The organism is Streptococcus sp. HMSC078H03 (assembly GCF_001808655.1).
GTDB lineage: Bacteria > Bacillota > Bacilli > Lactobacillales > Streptococcaceae > Streptococcus > Streptococcus salivarius_G.
This window is the reverse complement of sequence record NZ_KV794113.1, coordinates 321,899-343,539: the sequence shown is the minus strand read 5'-3', so window position 1 is coordinate 343,539 and position 21,641 is coordinate 321,899. Positions and strand designations below refer to the sequence as shown.

General features: G+C 42.2%; 16 protein-coding genes, 1 pseudogene and 1 riboswitch. Of the genes and pseudogenes, 16 read left to right on the top strand and 1 reads right to left on the bottom strand.

The window, feature by feature from the left end; genetic code table 11:
• Positions 1-56 precede the first annotated feature (56 nt).
• The 5 genes from HMPREF2607_RS07510 to fni all read left to right on the top strand — a co-directional run bounded on the left by HMPREF2607_RS07510 (position 57) and on the right by fni (position 5,462).
• Positions 57-1,373 carry an FAD-containing oxidoreductase gene (locus HMPREF2607_RS07510; protein ID WP_070476536.1) on the top strand — a complete coding sequence of 439 codons (1,317 nt, stop codon included), beginning with the start codon at positions 57-59 and terminating at the stop codon, positions 1,371-1,373.
• Positions 1,374-1,615: 242 nt separating this feature from the next.
• Positions 1,616-2,494, top strand: coding sequence for a mevalonate kinase (gene mvk / locus HMPREF2607_RS07505; protein ID WP_070476533.1), 879 nt, complete (start codon positions 1,616-1,618; stop codon positions 2,492-2,494).
• A complete protein-coding gene (gene mvaD / locus HMPREF2607_RS07500) occupies positions 2,476-3,420 on the top strand; it encodes a diphosphomevalonate decarboxylase (protein WP_070476531.1) in 945 nt (314 codons plus the stop codon). The genes mvk and mvaD overlap by 19 nt, the downstream gene beginning before the upstream one ends.
• Positions 3,413-4,408: a phosphomevalonate kinase gene (locus HMPREF2607_RS07495; RefSeq protein ID WP_070476529.1), complete on the top strand. Its 996-nt coding sequence runs from the start codon at positions 3,413-3,415 to the stop codon at positions 4,406-4,408. Before mvaD ends, HMPREF2607_RS07495 begins: the two co-directional genes overlap by 8 nt.
• 49 nt (positions 4,409-4,457) lie before the next feature.
• Positions 4,458-5,462, top strand: coding sequence for a type 2 isopentenyl-diphosphate Delta-isomerase (fni, locus tag HMPREF2607_RS07490; protein ID WP_070476527.1), 1,005 nt, complete (start codon positions 4,458-4,460; stop codon positions 5,460-5,462).
• On the opposite strand, the gene HMPREF2607_RS10545 is transcribed toward fni, so the two are convergent.
• Positions 5,446-5,592, bottom strand: a complete 147-nt coding sequence (locus HMPREF2607_RS10545) for a hypothetical protein (protein ID WP_186821388.1) — start codon at positions 5,590-5,592, stop codon at positions 5,446-5,448. The two genes, fni and HMPREF2607_RS10545, sit on opposite strands and share 17 nt — an antisense overlap.
• A 192-nt stretch (positions 5,593-5,784) precedes the next feature.
• Here HMPREF2607_RS10545 and HMPREF2607_RS07485 point away from each other — a divergent pair, with 192 nt between their 5' ends.
• The 11 genes and pseudogenes from HMPREF2607_RS07485 (at position 5,785) to thrS (ending at position 21,621) form a co-directional block, all read left to right on the top strand.
• A complete protein-coding gene (locus HMPREF2607_RS07485) occupies positions 5,785-6,246 on the top strand; it encodes a hypothetical protein (protein WP_070476525.1) in 462 nt (153 codons plus the stop codon).
• 299 nt (positions 6,247-6,545) lie between these two features.
• Positions 6,546-6,699, top strand: a riboswitch (M-box (ykoK) riboswitch).
• A gap of 225 nt (positions 6,700-6,924) precedes the next feature.
• Complete coding sequence (mgtA, locus tag HMPREF2607_RS07480; protein ID WP_070476523.1) at positions 6,925-9,585, top strand: magnesium-translocating P-type ATPase; 2,661 nt, start codon at positions 6,925-6,927, stop codon at positions 9,583-9,585.
• A 285-nt stretch (positions 9,586-9,870) separates the two neighbouring features.
• Positions 9,871-11,253, top strand: a pseudogene (gene glmU, locus HMPREF2607_RS07475) (bifunctional UDP-N-acetylglucosamine diphosphorylase/glucosamine-1-phosphate N-acetyltransferase GlmU).
• Positions 11,254-11,332: 79 nt separating this feature from the next.
• A complete protein-coding gene (locus tag HMPREF2607_RS07470; protein ID WP_002886219.1) occupies positions 11,333-11,881 on the top strand; it encodes an NUDIX domain-containing protein in 549 nt (182 codons plus the stop codon).
• Between the two features lie 3 nt (positions 11,882-11,884).
• Positions 11,885-12,145, top strand: a complete 261-nt coding sequence (gene macP, locus HMPREF2607_RS07465; RefSeq protein WP_002886128.1) for a cell wall synthase accessory phosphoprotein MacP — start codon at positions 11,885-11,887, stop codon at positions 12,143-12,145.
• A gap of 66 nt (positions 12,146-12,211) precedes the next feature.
• Positions 12,212-12,904, top strand: a complete 693-nt coding sequence (locus tag HMPREF2607_RS07460; RefSeq protein WP_002886153.1) for a 5'-methylthioadenosine/adenosylhomocysteine nucleosidase — start codon at positions 12,212-12,214, stop codon at positions 12,902-12,904.
• 392 nt (positions 12,905-13,296) lie between these two features.
• Positions 13,297-16,323: a Spy0128 family protein gene (locus HMPREF2607_RS07455; RefSeq protein WP_021144522.1), complete on the top strand. Its 3,027-nt coding sequence runs from the start codon at positions 13,297-13,299 to the stop codon at positions 16,321-16,323.
• A gap of 130 nt (positions 16,324-16,453) precedes the next feature.
• Positions 16,454-17,452, top strand: coding sequence for an LTA glycolipid anchor biosynthesis glycosyltransferase, IagA/BgsA family (locus HMPREF2607_RS07450; RefSeq protein ID WP_021144521.1), 999 nt, complete (start codon positions 16,454-16,456; stop codon positions 17,450-17,452).
• A complete protein-coding gene (locus HMPREF2607_RS07445) occupies positions 17,453-18,775 on the top strand; it encodes a glycosyltransferase family 4 protein (RefSeq protein WP_021144520.1) in 1,323 nt (440 codons plus the stop codon). It abuts the gene before it with no gap.
• 458 nt (positions 18,776-19,233) lie between these two features.
• Positions 19,234-19,626: a hypothetical protein gene (locus HMPREF2607_RS07440; RefSeq protein WP_021144519.1), complete on the top strand. Its 393-nt coding sequence runs from the start codon at positions 19,234-19,236 to the stop codon at positions 19,624-19,626.
• A gap of 48 nt (positions 19,627-19,674) precedes the next feature.
• On the top strand, positions 19,675-21,621 hold the full coding sequence (thrS, locus tag HMPREF2607_RS07435) for a threonine--tRNA ligase (protein ID WP_002890325.1): 1,947 nt from the start codon (positions 19,675-19,677) through the stop codon (positions 21,619-21,621).
• Positions 21,622-21,641: the final 20 nt, after the last annotated feature.

Genomic DNA, 21,641 nt, shown 5'->3' with positions numbered 1-21,641 from the left:
TGTGTGCAGTCTGAAAAATTAAATGATAGAATAGCGGTAGATAGGAGGATACAGAAATGTTAAACTATGATTTGATTGTTATCGGTTTCGGTAAAGCCGGTAAAACTCTGGCTGCTAAGATGAATGCAGCTGGTAAGAAAGTTGCTGTCATCGAGCGCAGTAAAGCGATGTATGGTGGTACTTGCATTAATATTGCTTGTATCCCAACTAAGACTATGATTGTAGCGGCTGAGAAGGGCTGGTCATTTGACGATACCATGAAGGAACGTGGTGCAGTGACTGGTCGTCTTAATGCTAAGAATTATAAAATGTTGGCAGACAATGGCGTTGATGTCATTGATGCAGAGGCACATTTTGTGTCAAATAAGGTTATTGAAGTAGTGGCTGGTGATGACCGCCAAGAGCTAACAGCTGAGACTATTGTCATCAATACAGGTGCCGTGTCTAATGTCTTGCCTATTCCTGGCTTGACAACAACTAAGCATGTTTACGATTCAACTGGTATTCAAACCCTTGAAGCCTTGCCAAAACGTTTAGGTGTCTTAGGTGGTGGTAATATCGGCCTTGAATTTGCTGGCCTTTATAACCGTTTGGGAAGTCAAGTGACTGTCTTGGATGCAGCGACTAGCTTCTTGCCACGTGTGGAGCCATCTATTGCTAAGTTGGCCAAGGAATACATGGAAGAGGACGGCATTGTCTTTGAGCAAGGTGTTAAAACTTCCGAAGTGAAAAATGACGGTGATGAAGTTGTCGTTGTTACTGACAAAGGCGAGTTCCGTTTTGATGCACTCCTCTATGCGACAGGACGCAAGCCTAATATCGAACCTCTTCACTTGGAAAATACTGATATTGCCTTGACTGAACGTGGTGGTATCCAGGTCAATAAACATTTGGAAACAAGTGTTCCTGGTGTCTTTGCAGTGGGTGATGTTAATGGTGGCCTTCAATTTACCTACATCTCACTAGATGATTTCCGTATTGTCTTTAATTACCTAACTGGTGATGGCAGCTATAACCTTGAAACACGTGGAGCTGTTCCAACTGCTATGTTCCTCAACCCACCTTTAGCTCAAGTTGGTCTTACTGAAGACCAAGCCAGAGCAGCAGGTGGACCGGTTGCTGTCAAGGAACTTCCAGTTGCTGGCATGCCTCGTGGCCATGTTAACGGTGATTTGCGTGGTGCCTTCAAAGCTGTGGTAAATCCTGAAACTAAGGAAATCTTGGGTGTGACCCTCTTTGGTCAAGAATCTCATGAAATTATCAATATAATTACCCTAGCTATGAATCATCACATTCCATACACAGATTTAGCTAAACAAATCTTTACTCACCCAACTATGGCTGAGAACCTAAACGATTTGTTTGCGATTTAAAATGACAAGAGCCGATAGGCTCTTTTTTTGGAAACATATCTCTAATGCAAAGCGACACTCTAGGTTAGATGTCGCTTTTTTTACGCTTTGATGATAAGATAGAAGTGACATAGGAAAATACCTTAGATTGGTGTTCTCTGTCTTCTTCAGATGCTGGATAGACCTTGAGTCACCACTAGAAACTGTATGAAAAACATAGAAAGATACTCGTATGCCAACTGGTCTGTGAGTGTGTATAGCTTATGACTAAGAAAGTAGGAGTGGGCAAGGCCCACAGTAAGATTATTTTGATGGGGGAGCACTCGGTTGTCTATGGTCATCCTGCCCTTGCTCTTCCTCTTAAGGATATTGAGGTTGTCTGTCAGATTCAGGCGGCTGAGATTCCTTTAACTCTTAAGGCTCAAGATCCCTTGACGACGGCTATTTTTTCAGCTCTTAACTATCTGAAAATCAAGAATCAGCCTATCAGTTATGATATTTCGTCTAGTGTCCCTGAAAAGCGTGGTATGGGGTCATCTGCTGCAGTGGCCATTGCGGCCATTCGTGCGGTTTTTGATTATTTCGACCAGGAACTCAGCCAGGAGACCTTGGAAATGCTGGTCCATCAGGCAGAGACTATTGCCCATAGTAAACCTAGCGGATTAGATGCCAAGACCTGCTTGAGTGACCAAGCCATTAGCTTTACGCGAAACATTGGTTTCAAGGAAATCGAGGTCAATCTAGGTGCCTATCTGGTCATTGCTGATACGGGCATCCATGGAAATACCCGTGAGGCCGTGGAAAAGGTTGAGGCTATAGGACTAGATGCCTTATCAGACCTGAACCGACTGGGCGAACTAAGTCAGCAGGCAGAAGAAGCCCTCAAAGCCAAGAATCAAAAGCTTCTCGGGCAACTCATGTCTCGAGCCCATAATCACCTTAAATCCTTAGGGGTGTCTTGTGATTTGTCGGACCTTCTAGTAGCAACTGCTCTGGAGCATGGTGCACTAGGTGCCAAGATGTCAGGCGGAGGACTGGGTGGCTGCATTATTGCCCTAACAAGTACCAAGGATCAAGCCCAAACGATTGCTAAAAAACTTCAAGAAAAAGGAGCCGTAAACACGTGGATAGAAAGCCTGTAAGCGTCAAATCGTACGCAAATATTGCTATTGTCAAATACTGGGGTAAGGCGGATGCGGAGCGTATGATTCCTTCAACCAGCAGTATCTCACTGACTTTGGAAAATATGTATACAGAAACCAAGTTATCTTTTCTGCCAGAGGATGCGACTGGTGATGTCATGTATATCGATGACGAGCTCCAAGGGGAAAAAGAAACAACCAAGGCCAGCAAGGTTTTAGATCTCTTCCGTACCAATCCCAACCACCATGTCAAGATTGAAACTTGGAACAACATGCCAACAGCTGCAGGCTTATCATCAAGTTCCTCTGGCCTTTCTGCCCTAGTTAAGGCAGCTAACGAGCTCTTCCAAGTCGGAAAAACGCAGTCTGAATTGGCTCAAATTGCCAAGTTTGCCTCAGGCTCCTCATCACGGTCTTTCTTTGGTCCATTGGCAGCTTGGGACAAGGATAGCGGTGAGGTTTACCAAGTTGAAACAGACCTCAAATTGGCCATGATTATGCTGGTTTTGACAGATCAAAAGAAACCCGTATCAAGCCGTGATGGTATGAAGTTGTGTACCGAAACATCGACATCCTTCCCAGAGTGGATTAAACAGTCCGAGCAGGATTACAAGGATATGTTAGGCTACCTCAAGGCTAATGATTTCCAAGCGGTCGGTGAGCTCACGGAAGCTAATGCCCTTCGTATGCACCAAACCACAAGTACGGCAAACCCTCCATTTTCATATCTGACGGATGCTTCCTATCAGGCTATGGACAAGGTTAAGTCCCTTCGTGCTTCTGGTGAGCAATGTTATTTCACAATGGATGCAGGACCAAATGTTAAGGTGCTTTGCCTGGAAGAAGACCTGGACCGCCTAGCTGACCACTTCCGTAAGGACTATCAGGTCATTGTTTCACGCACAAAGGAGTTGCCAGATGCCTAAGCAGTCGGTTAGTCGAGCCAGGGTAAAAACTGGCGGAAAACTCTACATTGCTGGAGAATATTCAGTTCTAACACCTGGTCAGACAGCCCTAATCCGGTTTATCCCTATCTTTATGTCAGCAGAGGTCAAGGAAGCACCAAGCACACAGCTATTTTCTGATATGTTTGACTATAGTGTTAGCCGTGAGCCAGACGCAAATTATGCCCTCATTCAAGAGGCCTTGAATACTTTTGAAGCCTATTGTGGTGAGAACTTGCCCGCTCTGGACCTTTCAATTACTGGAAAGTTGGAGCGAGATGGGGTTAAATTTGGTATTGGCTCATCTGGTTCAGTTGTGGTATTGACCCTCAAGGCCTTGGCAGCGGCTCTGCAGAAAGACTTATCCGAAGACATTCTCTTTAAATTAGCTAGTTACACCCTCCTCAAACAAGGAGACAACGGTTCTATGGGGGACCTAGCTTGTATCGTATACGAGGATCTGGTTTCCTATCGCTCTTTTGACCGTGCAAAAATAGCAGAGCTTATAGACCAAATGACTCTATCAGAACTTTTGGAGAAAGACTGGGGCTATCGTATCAGACCTGTAGTGCCAGCTCTCAAAGCTCATTTTTTGGTGGGGTGGACCAAACAAGCTGCTATCTCAAAAGACATGGTTAAGATGGCCAAATCTCGTATATCAAGCAAGTATCTAGGTGAAACCGAAGTTGCTGTTCAAGCTGCCATCAAGGCTCTGGAAACAGGAGATAAGAACTTGCTTAAGAGCAGCCTTCAAACTGTCAGTGACCAGTTGGAATCACTGAGTCCAGATATTTATGTGGACAAGCTGAAAAAACTCAAAGAAGCAGAGCAAGGACTCGATGCCATTGCTAAGTCCTCTGGAGCTGGAGGTGGCGACTGTGGTGTCGCCTTTGCCTTTGACCAAGCTAGCCGAGATGCTCTAGTTGAGCGTTGGCAACAGGTAGGAATAGAGCTCTTGTATGAGGTATAGGAATCAGCTTAGTAGATAATAATCACGCAAGAAAGTAAAGAAATAACCTATGACAAATCGTAAAGACGATCACATCCGTTATGCCCTTAAGTACCAGTCGCCCTACAATAGTTTTGACGATATGGAACTTATCCACAAGTCTCTACCAACTTATGATTTAGATCAGATTGACTTGTCCACACATTTTGCTGGACGAGATTGGGATTTTCCCTTTTATATCAATGCCATGACAGGTGGTTCCATCAAAGGTGGTGCAGTCAATCGAAAATTAGCCGAGGTGGCCAGTCGAACAGGTATTCTCATGGTGACGGGTTCCTACAGTGCTGCTCTAAAGGGAGAAGCACCAGAATCCTTTGACTATCGTCAGGAGTTTCCAGACTTAGACCTTGCGACCAATATCGGTGTGGATAAGTCTGTGGACATGGGGATTAAGACGGTGGAAGCCATGAACCCAGTCTTTTTACAGCTCCATGTTAATCTTATGCAGGAGCTTCTCATGCCTGAGGGAGAGCGTATTTTCCATACTTGGAAGGAAAATGTGGCGGCCTATGCACAGAAAATAGACTGCCCCCTTGTACTCAAAGAGGTCGGCTTTGGTATGGATGTGGAAACCATTCGTTATGCCATGTCTCAAGGCATCAAGACTGTGGATATCTCAGGTCGTGGTGGGACTAGCTTCGCCTATATTGAAAATAGTCGAGGCGGTAACCGCGATTACCTCAATGACTGGGGACAAAGCACCGTTCAGACCCTCTTGCAAGCCCAAGACCTTCGTGATAATGTGGAGATCCTAGCCTCTGGTGGCGTGCGAAACCCACTCGATATGGTCAAATGTCTGGTCCTAGGAGCAAAAGGTGTAGGGCTCTCACGAACAGTCCTTGAATTGGTAGAACGTTATCCTGTGGATAAGGTTGTGGCTATTGTCAATGGCTGGAAGGATGACCTTCCTCTCATCATGTGTGCCCTCGATTGTCGGACTATTGATGAGCTCAAATCTGTAGATTACATCTTACATGGTAAGCTGCAAGGGACATATATCAAGCAAGGAAAGTAGGAGAAGTTTGAGATAATTCTAAAAAGAAGCAAATTGTTTCTTTTTTTAAATCTTTCATTTTGTTTCTCAATCTTGGTTTGACAATTTTCATTGATTCGACCAAAAGCTCTAGTATGATTGTTTTTGTCATCGGGTGACTTTCTATTATCTATTTTCTCTTCAGTTGATTTAGGCTAAGATAACGCGACGAGAATTTTAATATACTTACTGTAAAATGATATTTTCTTTCTTTTGTTGTTATTTATAACACTTGAAATGTCTTTGAAACCTTGTTACAGCAAGGTTTTTATGTTATATTTGAAATTAAAGGAGAGTATATAAAATGACATTTAAAAAATTATTTTTAGCTGTTTTCTCAGTGCTTTTAGTGATTGGTTTAGCAGGATGTTTTGGCAAAAAAGACCTTTCTGAGACTGTTAGCCAACAGGCTTATAATTACGTTTGGAATAAAAGTAATGGGAAGACTATTAAAGGTGCTTTATATTTTGGAGTATCTGATAAGAACCAAGGTTATTACCGAAAATATTCTTATACTTTAGATCACACAGATGCCAATTTTGATAGTGATGTAAAAAAAGAAAAAAACACGTATTCTATTTCAAAAGATGGTAAAACAATTTCTCTAAGTGATGATGGTGATGGTAACAATAGTGGTATTGGTTCAAATGTTGCTGCGGTAATGTTAAAAGATGTCTCTATCAATGGTGATAAAATCACTGCAAGAGTATATTATTACGATGATGATGAGGGCGACATTACCTTAACACCAGTAAAGGATAAATAATGACTTTCTTGGTTTGACTTGCTTCTAGCGAGCAAAGCGAGCACTTAACGAGACTTTCCGCTGTGAGAAAAGTTCTAGAAATACTTGTATTTCTAGAACTCGGAATTTTTGAGACCTTAGGCTCAAAAATTAGTCATGGAGCTTCGAAGAAGATCGCTGACGTCCGTACTCACTTCAGGAAAGTCTCAAAAGAAGATTTCATCTAAGTATAAAAAGAGCGGAAGCTCTTTTTTATTATCCAATCAAGCAAAAAGTCAACTTTCCCCTTGACAAGTCACTGCCTTAGGAGTAATATTTTCAGTGACATACGGTAGGTGAGGCTACCACAAGGATACGGATGACTACCGCAAAGCAGTGGAGACACTACTCGTTGGTCAACAGTCCTGATCGCCAAGGTCAAGACTAAGCTCATTTCATCGCCTTGCGGAGCTAAAGCTTGAACGGTCCATTTTTTGACAGAATCTATTAAAAAATCCACCTCGAGTTTATAGAGTCTTACCTGTATATGGGTAGGACTCTTTTCATTTGTCCGAGGTCCACCCACCATCAAAAAATTGAAAGGAGAAACCTATGAGACTAATCGACGATCACCCCGAACCGCACCTAACCAGTCAATCGCTGATTAGTGTCTTAGGGACTCCATAAGTGATTGGCTCTTGATTAAATAAGGAGATTCCAATGTCAACAAATAAAGAAAGACTTATTGCTGCTCTTCAAGAGCCACTTGAAACAACCCTTACTCGCTACAAGACTCATTTGGATGGCTTGAAGGAAGACCAAGTAGAAGAAAACCGCGACCTTTATGGGGAAAATGTCATTACCAAAGGACAAGAGGATTCTATCATCAAAAAGATTTATGAATCTATCATCAATCCTTTCACTGTTATCCTCTTAGTCATCGCTTTGGTTTCCTTTATCACCAATGTCTGGCTTGCTAAACCAGGTGAAGAAGATCCAACGACGTCTATCATTATCGTCACTCTGGTTCTCATATCTGGTGGCATCCGTTTTATTCAAGAACTTCGTAGTGACAAGGCTGCCAGCAATTTGTCTCGTATGATTGTCAATACAGCAACAGTACTTCGAGATGGCAGTGAGCAAGAAATCCCAATCGATGAAATTGTGGTTGGAGATGTGGTCAAACTGAGTGCGGGAGATATGATTCCTGCGGATGTGGTCTTGCTAGACTCTCGTGATTTCTTTGTTCAACAGTCTGGCTTGACAGGTGAAAGCGATGCTGTGGAAAAGGCTTGTTTGGCTAAGGCGGATGGTCAAAATCTAGAGAGTTTGCTTGAAAGTGAGAGCCTTGCTTTCATGGGAACTAATGTTATCTCTGGCCGTGCAACAGCCTTGGTTTTAGTTGTTGGTGATGACACCATGATGGGAGCTATCGAGCAGACCATCAATACTTATGACGAACCAACTTCATTTGAACGTGAGATGAACTCCATTTCTTGGCTCTTGATTCGACTCATGTTGGTCATGGTTCCTGTTGTTTTTGTGATTAACGGTTTAACAGATGGGGACTGGCTTGAAGCCGGCGTCTTTGCCCTTAGTGTGGGAGTCGGTTTGACCCCAGAAATGTTGCCGATGATTATCACAGCCAGTCTTGCCAAGGGTTCTATCATTATGGCCAAGGAAAAGGTGGTCATCAAAAAACTTAATGCTATTCAAGACCTAGGGGCTATCGACATCCTTTGTACGGATAAGACAGGAACCCTGACTCAAGATGAAATCGTTCTTGAGTACCCTCTTGATATCCATGGCGACCTTGACCTTTCAGTGCTTCGGAGAGCCTATCTTAACTCTTATTTCCAAACTGGCTTGAAAAATCTTATGGACCGTGCCATTATTAGTCGAACTGAGAGAGAAGCTAAGAAACACGAGATCGTTCGTGACCTTGACCAAACCTTCCACAAGATTGATGAGCTCCCTTTTGATTTTGAACGCCGTCGCATGAGTGTCATTGTTAAAGACAATGATGGCTTTGTCAGCATGGTGACAAAAGGTGCCCTTGAAGAAATGCTCTCTGTTTCTAACTATGTGGAATACAAGGGTGACATTATCTCATTAACCGACGATGTTCGCGAGGAGGTCCTTGCGGAAGTCGCACAGTTGAATGAACAAGGTTTGCGTGTTCTCGGTGTTAGCTACAAATCAGAGCTTAATGAAAATGACGTCTTTAGTGTCGAAGATGAAAGTGACATGATTTTGACGGGATATCTTGCCTTTCTTGACCCGCCAAAACCATCAGCAGCACCTGCTATTAAGGCTTTGGCAGAGTATGGTGTGACCACAAAGATTTTGACTGGAGACAATGATAAGGTGACACAGGCTGTCTGTGAAAAAGTTGGTCTAGATGTGAGACACATCCTACTTGGTAGTGATCTTGATACCATGTCAGATCAAGATTTGGCTAAGGCTGTGGAAACGACAACAGTCTTTGCTAAGTTATCCCCAGACCAAAAGGCTCGAATTATCCTAAGTCTTAAGGAAAATGGCCACAAGGTAGGCTATATGGGTGATGGAATCAACGATGCCCCATCTATGAAGGTGTCAGATGTGGGTATCTCTGTGGATACAGCTGTTGATATTGCCAAAGAAACTGCAGATGTTATCTTGCTTGATAAGGATCTAATGGTCTTGGAAAAAGGGCTGGTTGAAGGACGTAAGGTCTATGCCAATATGACCAAGTATATCAAGATGACCGTTTCTTCAAATTTCGGTAATATCTTTTCTCTCCTCTTTGCCAGCATCTTCCTACCATTCCTGCCAATGGCACCTGTGCATTTGATTGTCCTTAATCTTGTCTATGATATTTCTTGTATCGCTCTTCCATTTGACAATGTGGACAAGGAATTTCTTAAAGAGCCACATATCTGGGAAGCTAAATCAATCATGCGTTTCATGGCTTGGTTTGGACCTATTTCGTCTGTATTTGATATTTTGACTTACATCTTGCTCTACTTTATCATTGTGCCAATGATTTTGGGGCATGGCTATGTTCATGGTTCACCAGAAGCAGCAGCCTTTATCATCATTTTCCAAACAGGTTGGTTTATCGAATCTATGTGGTCTCAAACCATGGTTATCCACATGTTACGTTCACCAAAACTACCATTTATTCAAAGCCACCCAGCACTATCTGTTGTTGTGACAACCCTATTTGCTGCTGTCTTTGTAACCTCTCTTCCATACAGTCCTTTGGCTAGTCTCTTAAAACTTAGCCATCTAAATGGTCTCTATTTCATTCTCTTGTTTGTTATTATCGTTTTGTATATGCTTAGTGTTACCTTTGTGAAGCATATCTATATTAAGAAATATAAAGAATGGTTGTAGGATAACTATCCTTAGAAAAAAGAGCGTTAGCTCTTTTTTCATTACCTTTCATTCTGCCAAAACCTTTTCATTTATGGTATAATAGGGCGATTATAGATAATCAGAGGCCCTAAAAAACGTCAGTTAGGAGGACATATTTTCTAAGAAATAAGAGACTATGTTTTTAAGGCCCCTTTCTTTCGTAGGCTATCCCAGTGGGAGGTGGAGGCCCTGAGATTTGGGGCTCAAGGCTAAGACCGCCACGAAGGAAACCATCACAAAAAAATCTTAAGAAGGAAAAAGAAAATGAGTAATTACGCAATTATCCTTGCTGCGGGTAAAGGAACTCGCATGAAATCAGATCTTCCAAAAGTATTGCACAAGGTTTCAGGCATCACTATGCTTGAGCATGTCTTCCGTGCAGTTTCAGCCATTGATCCAGCTAAAAACGTTACTGTTATTGGTCACAAGGCTGAACTTGTTCGTGAGGTTTTGGATGGTCAATCTGCCTTCACTATGCAAACTGAGCAGTTGGGGACTGGTCACGCAGTAATGATGGCTGAAGATGAGTTGGCTGGACTTGAAGGTCAAACGCTTGTTATTGCTGGTGACACGCCTTTGATTACTGGTGAAAGCCTTAAAAACCTTATTGATTTCCACGTTAATCACAAAAATGTTGCCACTATCTTGACTGCAACTGCGGACAATCCATTTGGTTATGGTCGTATCATCCGTAACGAAAATGGCGAAGTGACTAAGATTGTTGAGCAAAAAGATGCCAACGAATTCGAACAACAAGTCAAAGAAATCAATACAGGGACTTACGTTTTTGACAATAAACGTCTCTTCGAAGCACTTAAAAATATCAACACTAACAACGCTCAAGGGGAATACTATTTGACTGATGTCATTTCTATTTTCCGTGAGAATGGTGAAAAAGTAGGTGCCTTCACCCTTCGTGACTTTGAAGAAAGTCTTGGGGTTAATGACCGTGTTGCCCTAGCTACGGCAGAAGATGTTATGCGTCGTCGTATCAACAAGGCTCACATGGTCAACGGTGTTACTTTCCAAAATCCAAACGCTACTTATATCGACGTGGATGTGGAAATTGAGCCAGATGTTGTCATTGAAGCTAATGTGACACTTAAAGGACAAACTAAGATTGGTGCAGAGTCAGTGCTTACTAATGGTACTTATATTGTTGATTCAACTATCGGTGCCAAAACGGTTATCACTAACTCTATGATTGAGCACTCAGTGGTTGAAGAAGGTGTTACCGTTGGTCCATTTGCCCATGTTCGTCCAGATTCAATCCTCAAAAAAGATGTTCATATCGGTAACTTCGTTGAGGTTAAGGGGTCTACTATCGGTGAAAATACCAAAGCTGGTCACTTGACCTACATTGGTAATGCGGAAGTTGGTTCTGACGTTAACTTTGGTGCCGGAACAATTACCGTAAACTATGATGGACAACACAAGTTCAAGACACAAATTGCTAACAACGTCTTTATCGGAAGCAATCAAGGTTGAATTGCACCGCTTGAAATTGGAGCTAACGCCCTCACAGCGGCTGGTTCAACCATCACAGATGATGTGCCAGCTGACAGCGTAGCCATTGGACGTGGCCGTCAGGTCAATAAAGAAGGCTATGCCATTAAGAAACCTCACCACCCAAGCCAACAAAAGTAGGCTTAAGGCTATCTGAGCTAGATTCTCTTGTAGAGTAGATGTAGCTTAGAATGAGGTCAGAAGTAAAAGGAGTCAATTCATGGATTTTGAAGAAAAAACACTCAAACGTGAGTCAAAATTTAAGGGACATATTTTTGAAGTTGCAGTAGACGAGGTCCTCTTGCCAGACGGTAAGACAGCTGGTCGTGAACTCATCTTCCACAAGGGAGCAGTAGCTGTTTTAGCGGTTACCCCAGAAGGAAAAATCATTATCGTCAAACAATACCGTAAGGCTATTGAGGCGGTTTCTTACGAGATTCCTGCAGGTAAACTGGAAGTCGGTGAAGCTGGCGATGAGATGGCTGCAGCAGCGCGTGAACTTGAAGAGGAGACTCAATACAAGGGTGATCTCGAATTGATTTATGAATTTTACACAGCTATTGGCTTTTGTAATGAGAGAATCAAACTCTATGTCGCAACCAACCTTAAACCTGTGGAAAATCCACGTCCACTTGATGATGATGAGTTCCTTGAACTCTATGAATTGACCTATGAAGAGTGTATGGAACTTGTAGCGTCAGGGGCTATCCAGGATGCCAAAACTATCATCGCCCTCCAATACTATGCACTTCATTTCGGAGGAAAATAAGCTATGGGAAAACCACTTTTGACCGACGATATCATTGAGCAGGCCAAGCGTGGGGAAATCGATTTAGAGGAATATCCTTATTATGAGGACTATGAACAAGAGTTCTACGATGAGGATTATGAGGCTGATTACCAGCCTTCTGCCTACAAGAGCCGTCGAATTGAGAATGCCAAACGCAATCAATTTCAACACAAGCTTAATCGCATCCTCTTTTGGGTTGTGGTCCTCTTGATTATTCTCTTCATTGCTGTCTTTTATTTCTAAGAACTCTATGAGTCAGATAGCCCTAGCTACTGATTCAGGAAAGATTACAAGCTGAAAAGGAACTATATGAAAATCGGAATTATCGCTGCCATGGAGCAGGAGTTAGTGCTTCTAGTGGAGCAATTGGAAAATAAGGTTGAAGAAACTGTTCTTGGCAATACCTACTACACAGGACGCTTAGGAAAACATGATGTTGTTTTGGTGCAATCAGGTGTTGGTAAGGTTATGTCAGCCATGTCTGTGGCTGTCTTGGCAGACCATTTTGGCGTTGATGCCCTCATTAACACTGGTTCTGCTGGAGCAGTAGCACCTGGACTTAAAATTGGAGATGTGGTTGTGGCGTCAAAATTAGCCTATCACGATGTTGATTTGACAGCCTTTGGCTATGATTATGGGCAAATGTCTATGCAGCCACTTTACTTTGAAAGTGACTCTACCTTCGTAGAGACTTTCGAAAAGGTCTTGGCTCAGGCTTCCATTGATTCTAAGATTGGGCTTATCGCTACGGGTGATAGCTTCATTGCGGGTCAAGACAAGATTGATGCTATTAAGGGGCATTTTCCAGAAGTCTTGGCTGTAGAGATGGAGGGAGCAGCTATTGCTCAAGCCGCACACAGTGTCAAAAAGCCTTTCATCGTTGTACGTGCCATGAGTGATACAGCTGCTCATGATGCTAACATTACCTTTGATGAATTCATTATTCAGGCGGGAAAACAATCAGCTGCTATCTTGGTTGAGTTTCTCAAAGAACTTGCCTAAAATACATTAAATGAGTGCTTATGCTCATTTTCTTAATTAATTTAAAGACGACTGCTATTCATTTAAGAATGGCAGTTTTTTTCTGCTTTTAGATAAGAAAACCTTCTCATTTTTTAAAGAAAAAATCTGAATTTTAGCATTTTTCAGACGGAAATTTAATTAAAATTATGTCAATAAAATGAGAAAGAAAAACAATATTAAAAGAGAGACTCCGATAGAAAGCTTATAATATAAGGGTTTGAAAATTTCACTATCTATTGATATCTTAGAAAGCTTTACAAAACCTCCAAAGGGGTAAATAATTATCTTGCAAAGTTCTGAAAATAGTGTATAATTCAGAATGAAAAGGGTTACAAAAATGTTAAGATTTGTAAAAATGGGAGGATAGAATCATGAATAACCGATTCGGTGATTCGAGGCAGCGTTTCTCCATCCGTAAGTTTACGGTGGGCGTTGCTTCGGTCTTACTTTCGTCTGCAGTTTTTGGTGTAAGTACCGCCAAAGCAGATCAAGCTGAAGAGCCTAAAGGCCAACCAGCGACGAGTGTGCTTGAGGAAGCCAGTGAGTCTGATGGTGGGGGCCAAAGGACAAGCACTAGTGCCTCAAGTCAAGAAGTGACAGCTGAACCTACCGTTCAAGCAGAAAGTACCAGTGCTATCTCAGTGACTGCTGTTTCTAGTGAAGTTGCGCTTCAAGAGCAAACGGTTGCAAGCTCTGAACAAAAGAGTACATCACAAGATAAGACTAGTGAGGGGCTCAGTGAGAAGCCAGTTACAGTCAATGAAACACGAGAAGCTAGCGCTAGCGACCTCGCTGCAGCAAACAATACGAGTTCCGCTTCGTCAGATAATTTCGGACTTAAGGTTACCAACCTAAGTCGCCCGATTCCAGCGGATGTCAAGGTGACAAAGACAGGAACTGAAATCACTGTTCAAAATCCTGATGTGGAAATGGAATTTCCGAACGGAAATAGTAAGTACGCTACTAGCAAGGTTGTCTACCACAATATTCCTTTCCCTGATGATATGACCATCAATGAAGGGGATCAGGTCATTTTTAATTTGCCTGAGCAGTTGCGATTCCGTACTAGCTACGATATCAATGTCTATAATCCAGACAATCAAATTGTAGGTCTGGCTCAAATTGATCCTGAGAAGAATCGTGTCACTACGACCTTTAATAACTATTTCCAAACACATCCTAACAATAAGCTCATGAGTTTGGAGTTGGATACCCTTTATTCTGAAGAAGTAGATGAAGGGGAACATCTTACTCTTGATTTTGAGGGACGTATCATTCATGTTTCAGTGGGTAAAGTGCAGTCACCTCCTCCAGGTCAAGAGGTTATTTCTAAGTGGGGTAGTCAAGACAAGCATGATCCAACTATCCTAAATTGGCAGATGCGTCTTAATTACTCACGACGTCTCCTTAACAACTTGAAACTGGTTGATACTTGGTCTGACAATCAAAGATTTGTGGACGGTTCTTTGCAACTTCGCTACATTGATTCGGCAGATCCTTGGATTGACAAGGGTTCAGCTATGGATTTGATTAAGAGTTTCTCTTATGATGATAGCCATTTTGAGCTTAAACTCAATCAGTTGGACCGCATGGTTTATGTTTGGTATCAAACCCGTTTGACACAACCTGTTGAAGAATCCACTAACCCTGTCAACCGTATTAAACTTCATGCTGATGTTGTTTCCGATTCTTACAAGTCAACCATTCGCTTGGTAGGTGGCCGAGGAGATGCCATCGGAGATAACCTCGCTCATTTCAATCTTGAGCTTGAGAAGGACTTGACGGGTAGAGACCTTAAGGATAAAGAATTTACATTTAAATTAGTTGATGTGACTGATAGTGCCAATCCTGTTGACTTAGGGGAAACCACTAATGATGGCAAGGGTAAAATCGTCTTTTCAGATCTCTCACTCAGTAAGCCAGGTATCTATCATTATCGTGTGACAGAGGTTCCAGGTAATGACGAAGATGTGGTCTATGACAAACTAGAAGCCAATATCACCATTCAGGTTGTTCGTGAAACTGTGGACAATCAAGTCAGATTGGTTGCCAAGGTTGCCTATCCAGAAGACATTATCTTTAACAATAAATTGGTAACACCAGCCAAGGCCAAAATTGCATTTGGTAAGGAATTGACCAAGGCAGGTGTTAAGCAAGATCTAAAAGCAGATCAATTCCAATTTGTTCTCAAAGACCGTTTTGGAAAAGTCCTTGAGACTGTTGGCAATACAGCTGATGGTCAGGTTGCCTTTAGTGAGTTAACCTTTAACAAGGTAGGTACTTACAACTACACTGTTGAAGAGCTTGCAGGTAAGGATGATGCAATTGTCTATGACAGCATGAAAGCTGCTGTTTCTATCACGGTAACACGTGATGGCGACGCTCTTGTTTCAACTGTAGTTAATCCTAAAGACACTATCTTTAACAACAAGTTTGTGACGCCAGCTAAAGCTGCCATTCAGTTTAGTAAGGAATTGACTAAGGCAGGTGTCAACCAAACTTTGACTGCTAATGAGTTCCAATTTGTCCTCAAAGATAGTGCCGGTCATATTGTCGAAACTGTTGGTAATACAGCTGATGGGCGTGTTGCGTTTAGTGAACTTCATTTTGATAAGGCAGGAACTTACACTTATACTGTTGAAGAAGTTAAGGGAACTAACGAAGATATCATCTATGATGGTATGAAAGCGACTGTCTGGATTACAGTGACCCGAGATGGTAATGCTTTGGTATCAACGGTTGCTAATCCAAAAGATACTGTTTTCAATAACTATGTGAAAGACGTGCAACCAGCCAAGGCTAAATTTGAATTGACCAAGGTTCTTACGGGTCGTAACCTCAAAGATGGTGAGTTTAGTTTCGTCCTCAAGGACGACAAGGGTAATGTTATCCAAACAGTGACCAATAATGCACAAGGAAACATTAGTTTTGAAAACATTGTCTACGACAAACCAGGTGTTTACTACTACACTGTTGAAGAAGTCAAGGGCAATGAAGCCGACGTGGTTTATGATAACATGGTGGCTAAATTCCAGGTGACCGTTACTAAGACTGTAGGTGAAAAGGAAAATCTGCTCGTAGCAGCCGTTCTCCTTCCTTTGGATACAGAATTTAACAATAGTTACATTCCTCCAAAACCTCCTACGCCACCAACTCCGCCAACACCACCAAGTGTCCCACCTAAACCACCAGTGGTTCCGCCAACACCACCAACTCCGCCTACTCCACCGGTGACTCCAAAACCAGCTAAGCCAGTTCAATCCTCTGAGAAATCAGGACCTCAACTTCCAGAGACTGGTCAAGCTAATGATACTGCTTTGCTTGCCCTTGGTGTGGCAGCAGAAGTGGCAGCAGTCATGGGTGTAGCATATAGCCATCGTCGCCGTAAAGACGTTTAAGATGATGACCTAGAAGATCGAGTATTCTCGATCTTTTTTAGTATTTGGCCGCCTATCTCATTTAATGAGAAATCAAGATAAAGCCAACTGCAGGATGAAATTTCTGCTAAATTAAGCTATAATGAAGAGTATGAAAGTTCTACTTTATCTTGAAGGAAAATCGGTTCTTGAAAAATCAGGAATCGGACGGGCTCTCCACCATCAGATGCATGCCTTGGACTTGGCGGGGATTCCCTATACAACGGACATCTTGGGTGATTATGATGTCGTTCATATTAATACTTATGGGCCACGCAGCTTGATGTTGTTGCATGCTGCAAAACGCCGTGGCAAGAAGGTCATCATGCATGGTCATTCGACACGTGAGGACTTTGAGAATTCATTCATCGGTTCTAACCTTTTGGCTCCACTTTTTGGAAAATACTTGGCCCACATGTATCAAAAGGCCGATTACGTGATTACGCCATCTGAGTATTCCAAAAAATTGATTCAGTCTTACGGAGTTACGACACCAATCATTGCTGTTTCAAATGGGATTGATTTGAAAAAATACGGTAAGGATCCACGTAAGGAAGAAGTTTTCCGAGACTACTTTGGTATCAAGGAAGGACAGCCAGTGGTGATTTGTGCGGGTCTTTATTTCCAACGCAAGGGAATTGAAGATTTCGTCAAGGTTGCCGAAAAGATGCCTCATGTTCGTTTTATTTGGTTAGGTAGTATCAGCAAATGGTTGATTCCTAAGAAGATTCGAGACATTGTCAATGGTAAGCATCCTGATAATGTCAGCTTCCCAGGTTATTTCAAGGGAGCCGTCTTCCAGGGAGCCATGAGTGGTGCTAATGCTTTCTTTTTCCCATCTTACGAGGAAACTGAAGGGATTGTGGTGCTAGAAGCCTTTGCCAGTCACCAGCATGTAGTTTTGCGTGATATTCCTGTTTATGAAGGCTGGGTTGATGACAAATCGGCCTCATTTGGGCACAACGTGGACGAATTTGTAGTAGCCTTGCAAGATATTATCGATGGTAAAGTGGACAAACGTGAAGAAGGCTATAAGGTTGCAGAAAGTCGCTCGATTGATGATGTCGCCCAAAAGCTTGTTGAAGCCTACAAAGAAGTATTGGAGATTTAAATGCGTATCGGATTGTTTACAGATACCTATTTTCCACAGGTATCAGGTGTTGCGACTAGTATTCGCACGCTGAAGACGCAGTTGGAAAAAATGGGACATACAGTCTTTATCTTTACCACGACTGATAGAGATGTTGGCCGCTATGAAGACTGGCAGATTGTCCGTATTCCGAGTGTGCCTTTCTTTGCTTTTAAGGATCGCCGTGTAGCTTATCGTGGCTTTTCCAAGGCACTAGAGATTGCTAAACAATATAAGCTTGATATTATTCATACGCAGACAGAGTTTTCATTAGGTCTGCTAGGGATTGCCATTGCACGCGAACTTAGGATTCCTGTTGTGCATACCTACCATACTCAGTATGAAGACTATGTCCGCTATATTGCCAAAGGTATGGTTATCCGTCCAAGTATGGTTAAGTACATTGTTCGTGGCTTTATGAGCGATTTGGATGGAGTCATCTGTCCGAGTGAGATTGTTTATGACCTTTTGCTCAAGTACAAGGTTGCAGCTGAAAAACGTGTCATTCCAACTGGAATTGAACTTGAAAAATTCCAACGTCCAGAGATTACTGAAGATGATGTGGCAGACTTGAGATCCAAGCTTGGTATCGCCTCTGATGAGACCATGTTGTTGAGCCTCTCTCGTGTGTCCTATGAGAAAAACATCCAGGCTGTGCTGGCTGCTCTCCCTTCTGTTTTGGAGGAAGACGACAAGGTGCGTTTGGTTGTGGCTGGTGACGGTCCTTACCTACCAGATCTTAAGTCTCAAGCCAAAAAACTAGGTATTCAGGACAAGGTGGTTTTCACTGGTATGATTGCGCCTAGTGAGACAGCTCTTTATTATAAGTCTGCTGATTTCTTCATTTCGGCTTCAACCAGTGAGACTCAAGGCTTGACCTATCTGGAAGCCTTGGCTAGTGGTACCCCAATCATTGCTCACGGAAATCCTTATTTGGATAATGTGATTACAGACCAGATGTTTGGAACGCTTTATTATCATGATAATGATTTAGCTGGGGCCATTTTGGAAGCAGCCATTGCAACACCAGAAAAAGACGAAACTAAGTGGGCTGACAAGCTTTATGAAATTTCTGCGGAAAACTTTGGAAAACGTGTCTATGAGTATTACTTGGACCTTACGATTTCTAAGGATTTCCACAATGATTTGAATGGTGAAGATAGTACCATGAAACGCTTGACGCGTATGGTAACTTATTTGCCGACTAAGGCTATTACCTTGCCTGTTAATGGCTCTGTTCGTATCCTTAAAGGATCAGCCAAACAGGTCAAGAAAATCAGAAATATCACGAAACTTTTGGATTAGGAAAGCTACCAGATTTTCCTAGTCAGATAAAATCTTAGAATTGATTAATAAAAGAGATAATTAGCTTGAAAAATTACAGTTTCATGCTATAATAACGCATAGAGACATATCAGTCATGGGAAATCTTTCAGAGAGCGTGTGGTGCTGGAAATCACGCAGAGGACATGATTGGGACTACTCGATTAACTTTTTATGCAAACATAAAACGGTGGCCACGTTAGAGCCAATCAGAGGTGTAGGACAGACTCGTTTTTTGTCGTACATGAACTAAGGTGGAACCACGTTGCGACGTCCTTTTTAGGATGTCGCTTTTTATATTGTTTGGTATGCTTTACAATTTTTAGAATGTCTAGTTTAGATAGAAAAGCTTTACTTTGTGACTATATATTTTCTCTTTGATTACTAAAAGGATTGTTTAGAACGAGGTGACACTATCTTTTTAGGTGAGGGAGAATTTTATGGGGTTCAAATATGAAGCTATCAAGGCCTACTTGATTGACCACGGTGTAGATGCTAGTCTTGCTGAGACTATGCATGCTATCTATGCTACCCAAAGACTTGGTGGAACAGCCAATGCTTATTTTCTTATTGTTTTTACAGAAAAAGAGGTTTTCATTATCTCGATTACTCCTTTAGGAAAATTAGGAAAGATTATCGCTACACTTCCTGAAGAGATGATTAGGTCCTATCAGTTTAAGAAACGTTTGTTCATTGGTTACAAACTTCGTTTCGTTCTAACTGATGATAGGGAGCTAGACTTTAATATCAACAAGATGATGATTGGTGCAGGTTGGCATAAGACAGAATTGCAAAGCATCCTAGAAACAAATTATTACAACAAAAATAATTAATATAGAAAGGACGAAAGGGCTCGACCTTTAGAGCTCTACATCTTAATTATGATTAACATTACTTTCCCAGATGGCGCTGTTCGTGAATTTGAATCTGGCGTTACAACTTTTGAAATTGCACAATCTATCAGCAACTCTTTGGCTAAAAAGGCACTTGCTGGTAAATTTAACGGTAAATTGATTGACACAACTCGTGCCATCACTGAAGATGGAAGCATCGAAATCGTGACACCTGATCACGAAGACGCTCTTCCAATCTTGCGTCACTCAGCGGCTCACTTGTTTGCCCAAGCAGCTCGTCGCCTTTTCCCAGATATTCATTTGGGTGTTGGTCCAGCCATCGAAGATGGTTTCTACTACGATACTGACAATGAAGCTGGTCAAATTTCTAACGAAGACCTTCCTCGTATTGAAGAAGAAATGAAGAAAATCGTTAAAGAAAACTTCCCATCAATCCGTGAAGAAGTGACTAAAGACGAAGCGCGTGAAATCTTCAAAAATGACCCATATAAATTGGAATTGATTGAAGAGCACTCAGAAGACGAAGGTGGTTTGACTATCTACCGTCAAGGTGAGTACGTTGACCTTTGCCGTGGCCCACACGTACCATCAACTGGTCGTATCCAAGTCTTCCATCTTTTGAATGTTGCAGGTGCTTACTGGCGTGGAAATAGCGATAATGCTATGATGCAACGTATCTACGGTACAGCTTGGTTCGATAAAAAAGATCTCAAGGCTTACCTTAAACGTCTTGAAGAAGCTAAAGAACGTGACCACCGTAAACTTGGTAAAGAACTTGATTTGTTCATGATTTCTCAAGAAGTTGGTCAAGGTCTTCCATTCTGGTTGCCAAACGGTGCGACAATCCGTCGTGTCTTGGAACGCTACATCGTGGACAAGGAAGTAGCAGCAGGCTACCAACACGTCTACACTCCACCAATTGCCTCAGTTGAGCTATACAAAACTTCAGGTCACTGGGATCACTACCGTGAAGATATGTTCCCAACAATGGATATGGGAGATGGTGAAGCCTTTGTCCTTCGTCCAATGAACTGTCCTCACCACATCGAAGTTTACAAACACCATGTGCACTCTTACCGCGAATTGCCTATCCGTATCGCTGAAATCGGTATGATGCACCGTTATGAAAAATCTGGTGCCCTTACAGGACTTCAACGTGTGCGTGAAATGTCACTTAATGACGGTCATACTTTCGTAACACCAGAACAAATCAAAGATGAGTTCCAACGTACGCTTCAATTGATTATCGACGTTTACGAAGATTTCAACTTGACTGACTATCGTTTCCGTTTGTCATACCGCGACCCTAAAGATACTCACAAATACTTTGACAATGACGAAATGTGGGAAAATGCTCAAAGCATGTTGAAATCAGCCATGGATGACATGGAACTCGACTACTTTGAAGCAGAAGGTGAAGCTGCCTTCTACGGTCCAAAACTTGATATCCAAGTGAAGACTGCCCTTGGTAATGAAGAAACACTTTCTACTATCCAATTGGACTTCTTGCTTCCAGAACGCTTTGACCTTAAATACATCGGAGCTGATGGGGAAGAACACCGTCCAGTTATGATTCACCGTGGGGTTATCTCAACAATGGAACGCTTTACAGCTATCCTTATTGAAAACTATAAAGGAGCCTTCCCAACTTGGTTGGCACCTCAACAAGTAACTGTTATCCCAGTTTCAAATGAAGCCCACACAGATTACGCTTGGGAAGTTGCTAAACAACTTCGTGACCGTGGTATCCGTGTTGAAGTGGATGAACGTAACGAGAAAATGCAATACAAGATTCGTGCGTCTCAAACACAAAAAATCCCTTACCAATTGATTGTTGGTGATAAGGAAATGGAAGACGGAACTGTTAACGTTCGTCGCTATGGACAAAAACAAACACACACTGAAGCTGTGTCAGAATTTGTAGAAAATATCCTTGCTGATATTGCTCGCAAATCACGCCCAGATGCCGAATAATTCAGAAAGTCGGTTAGCTA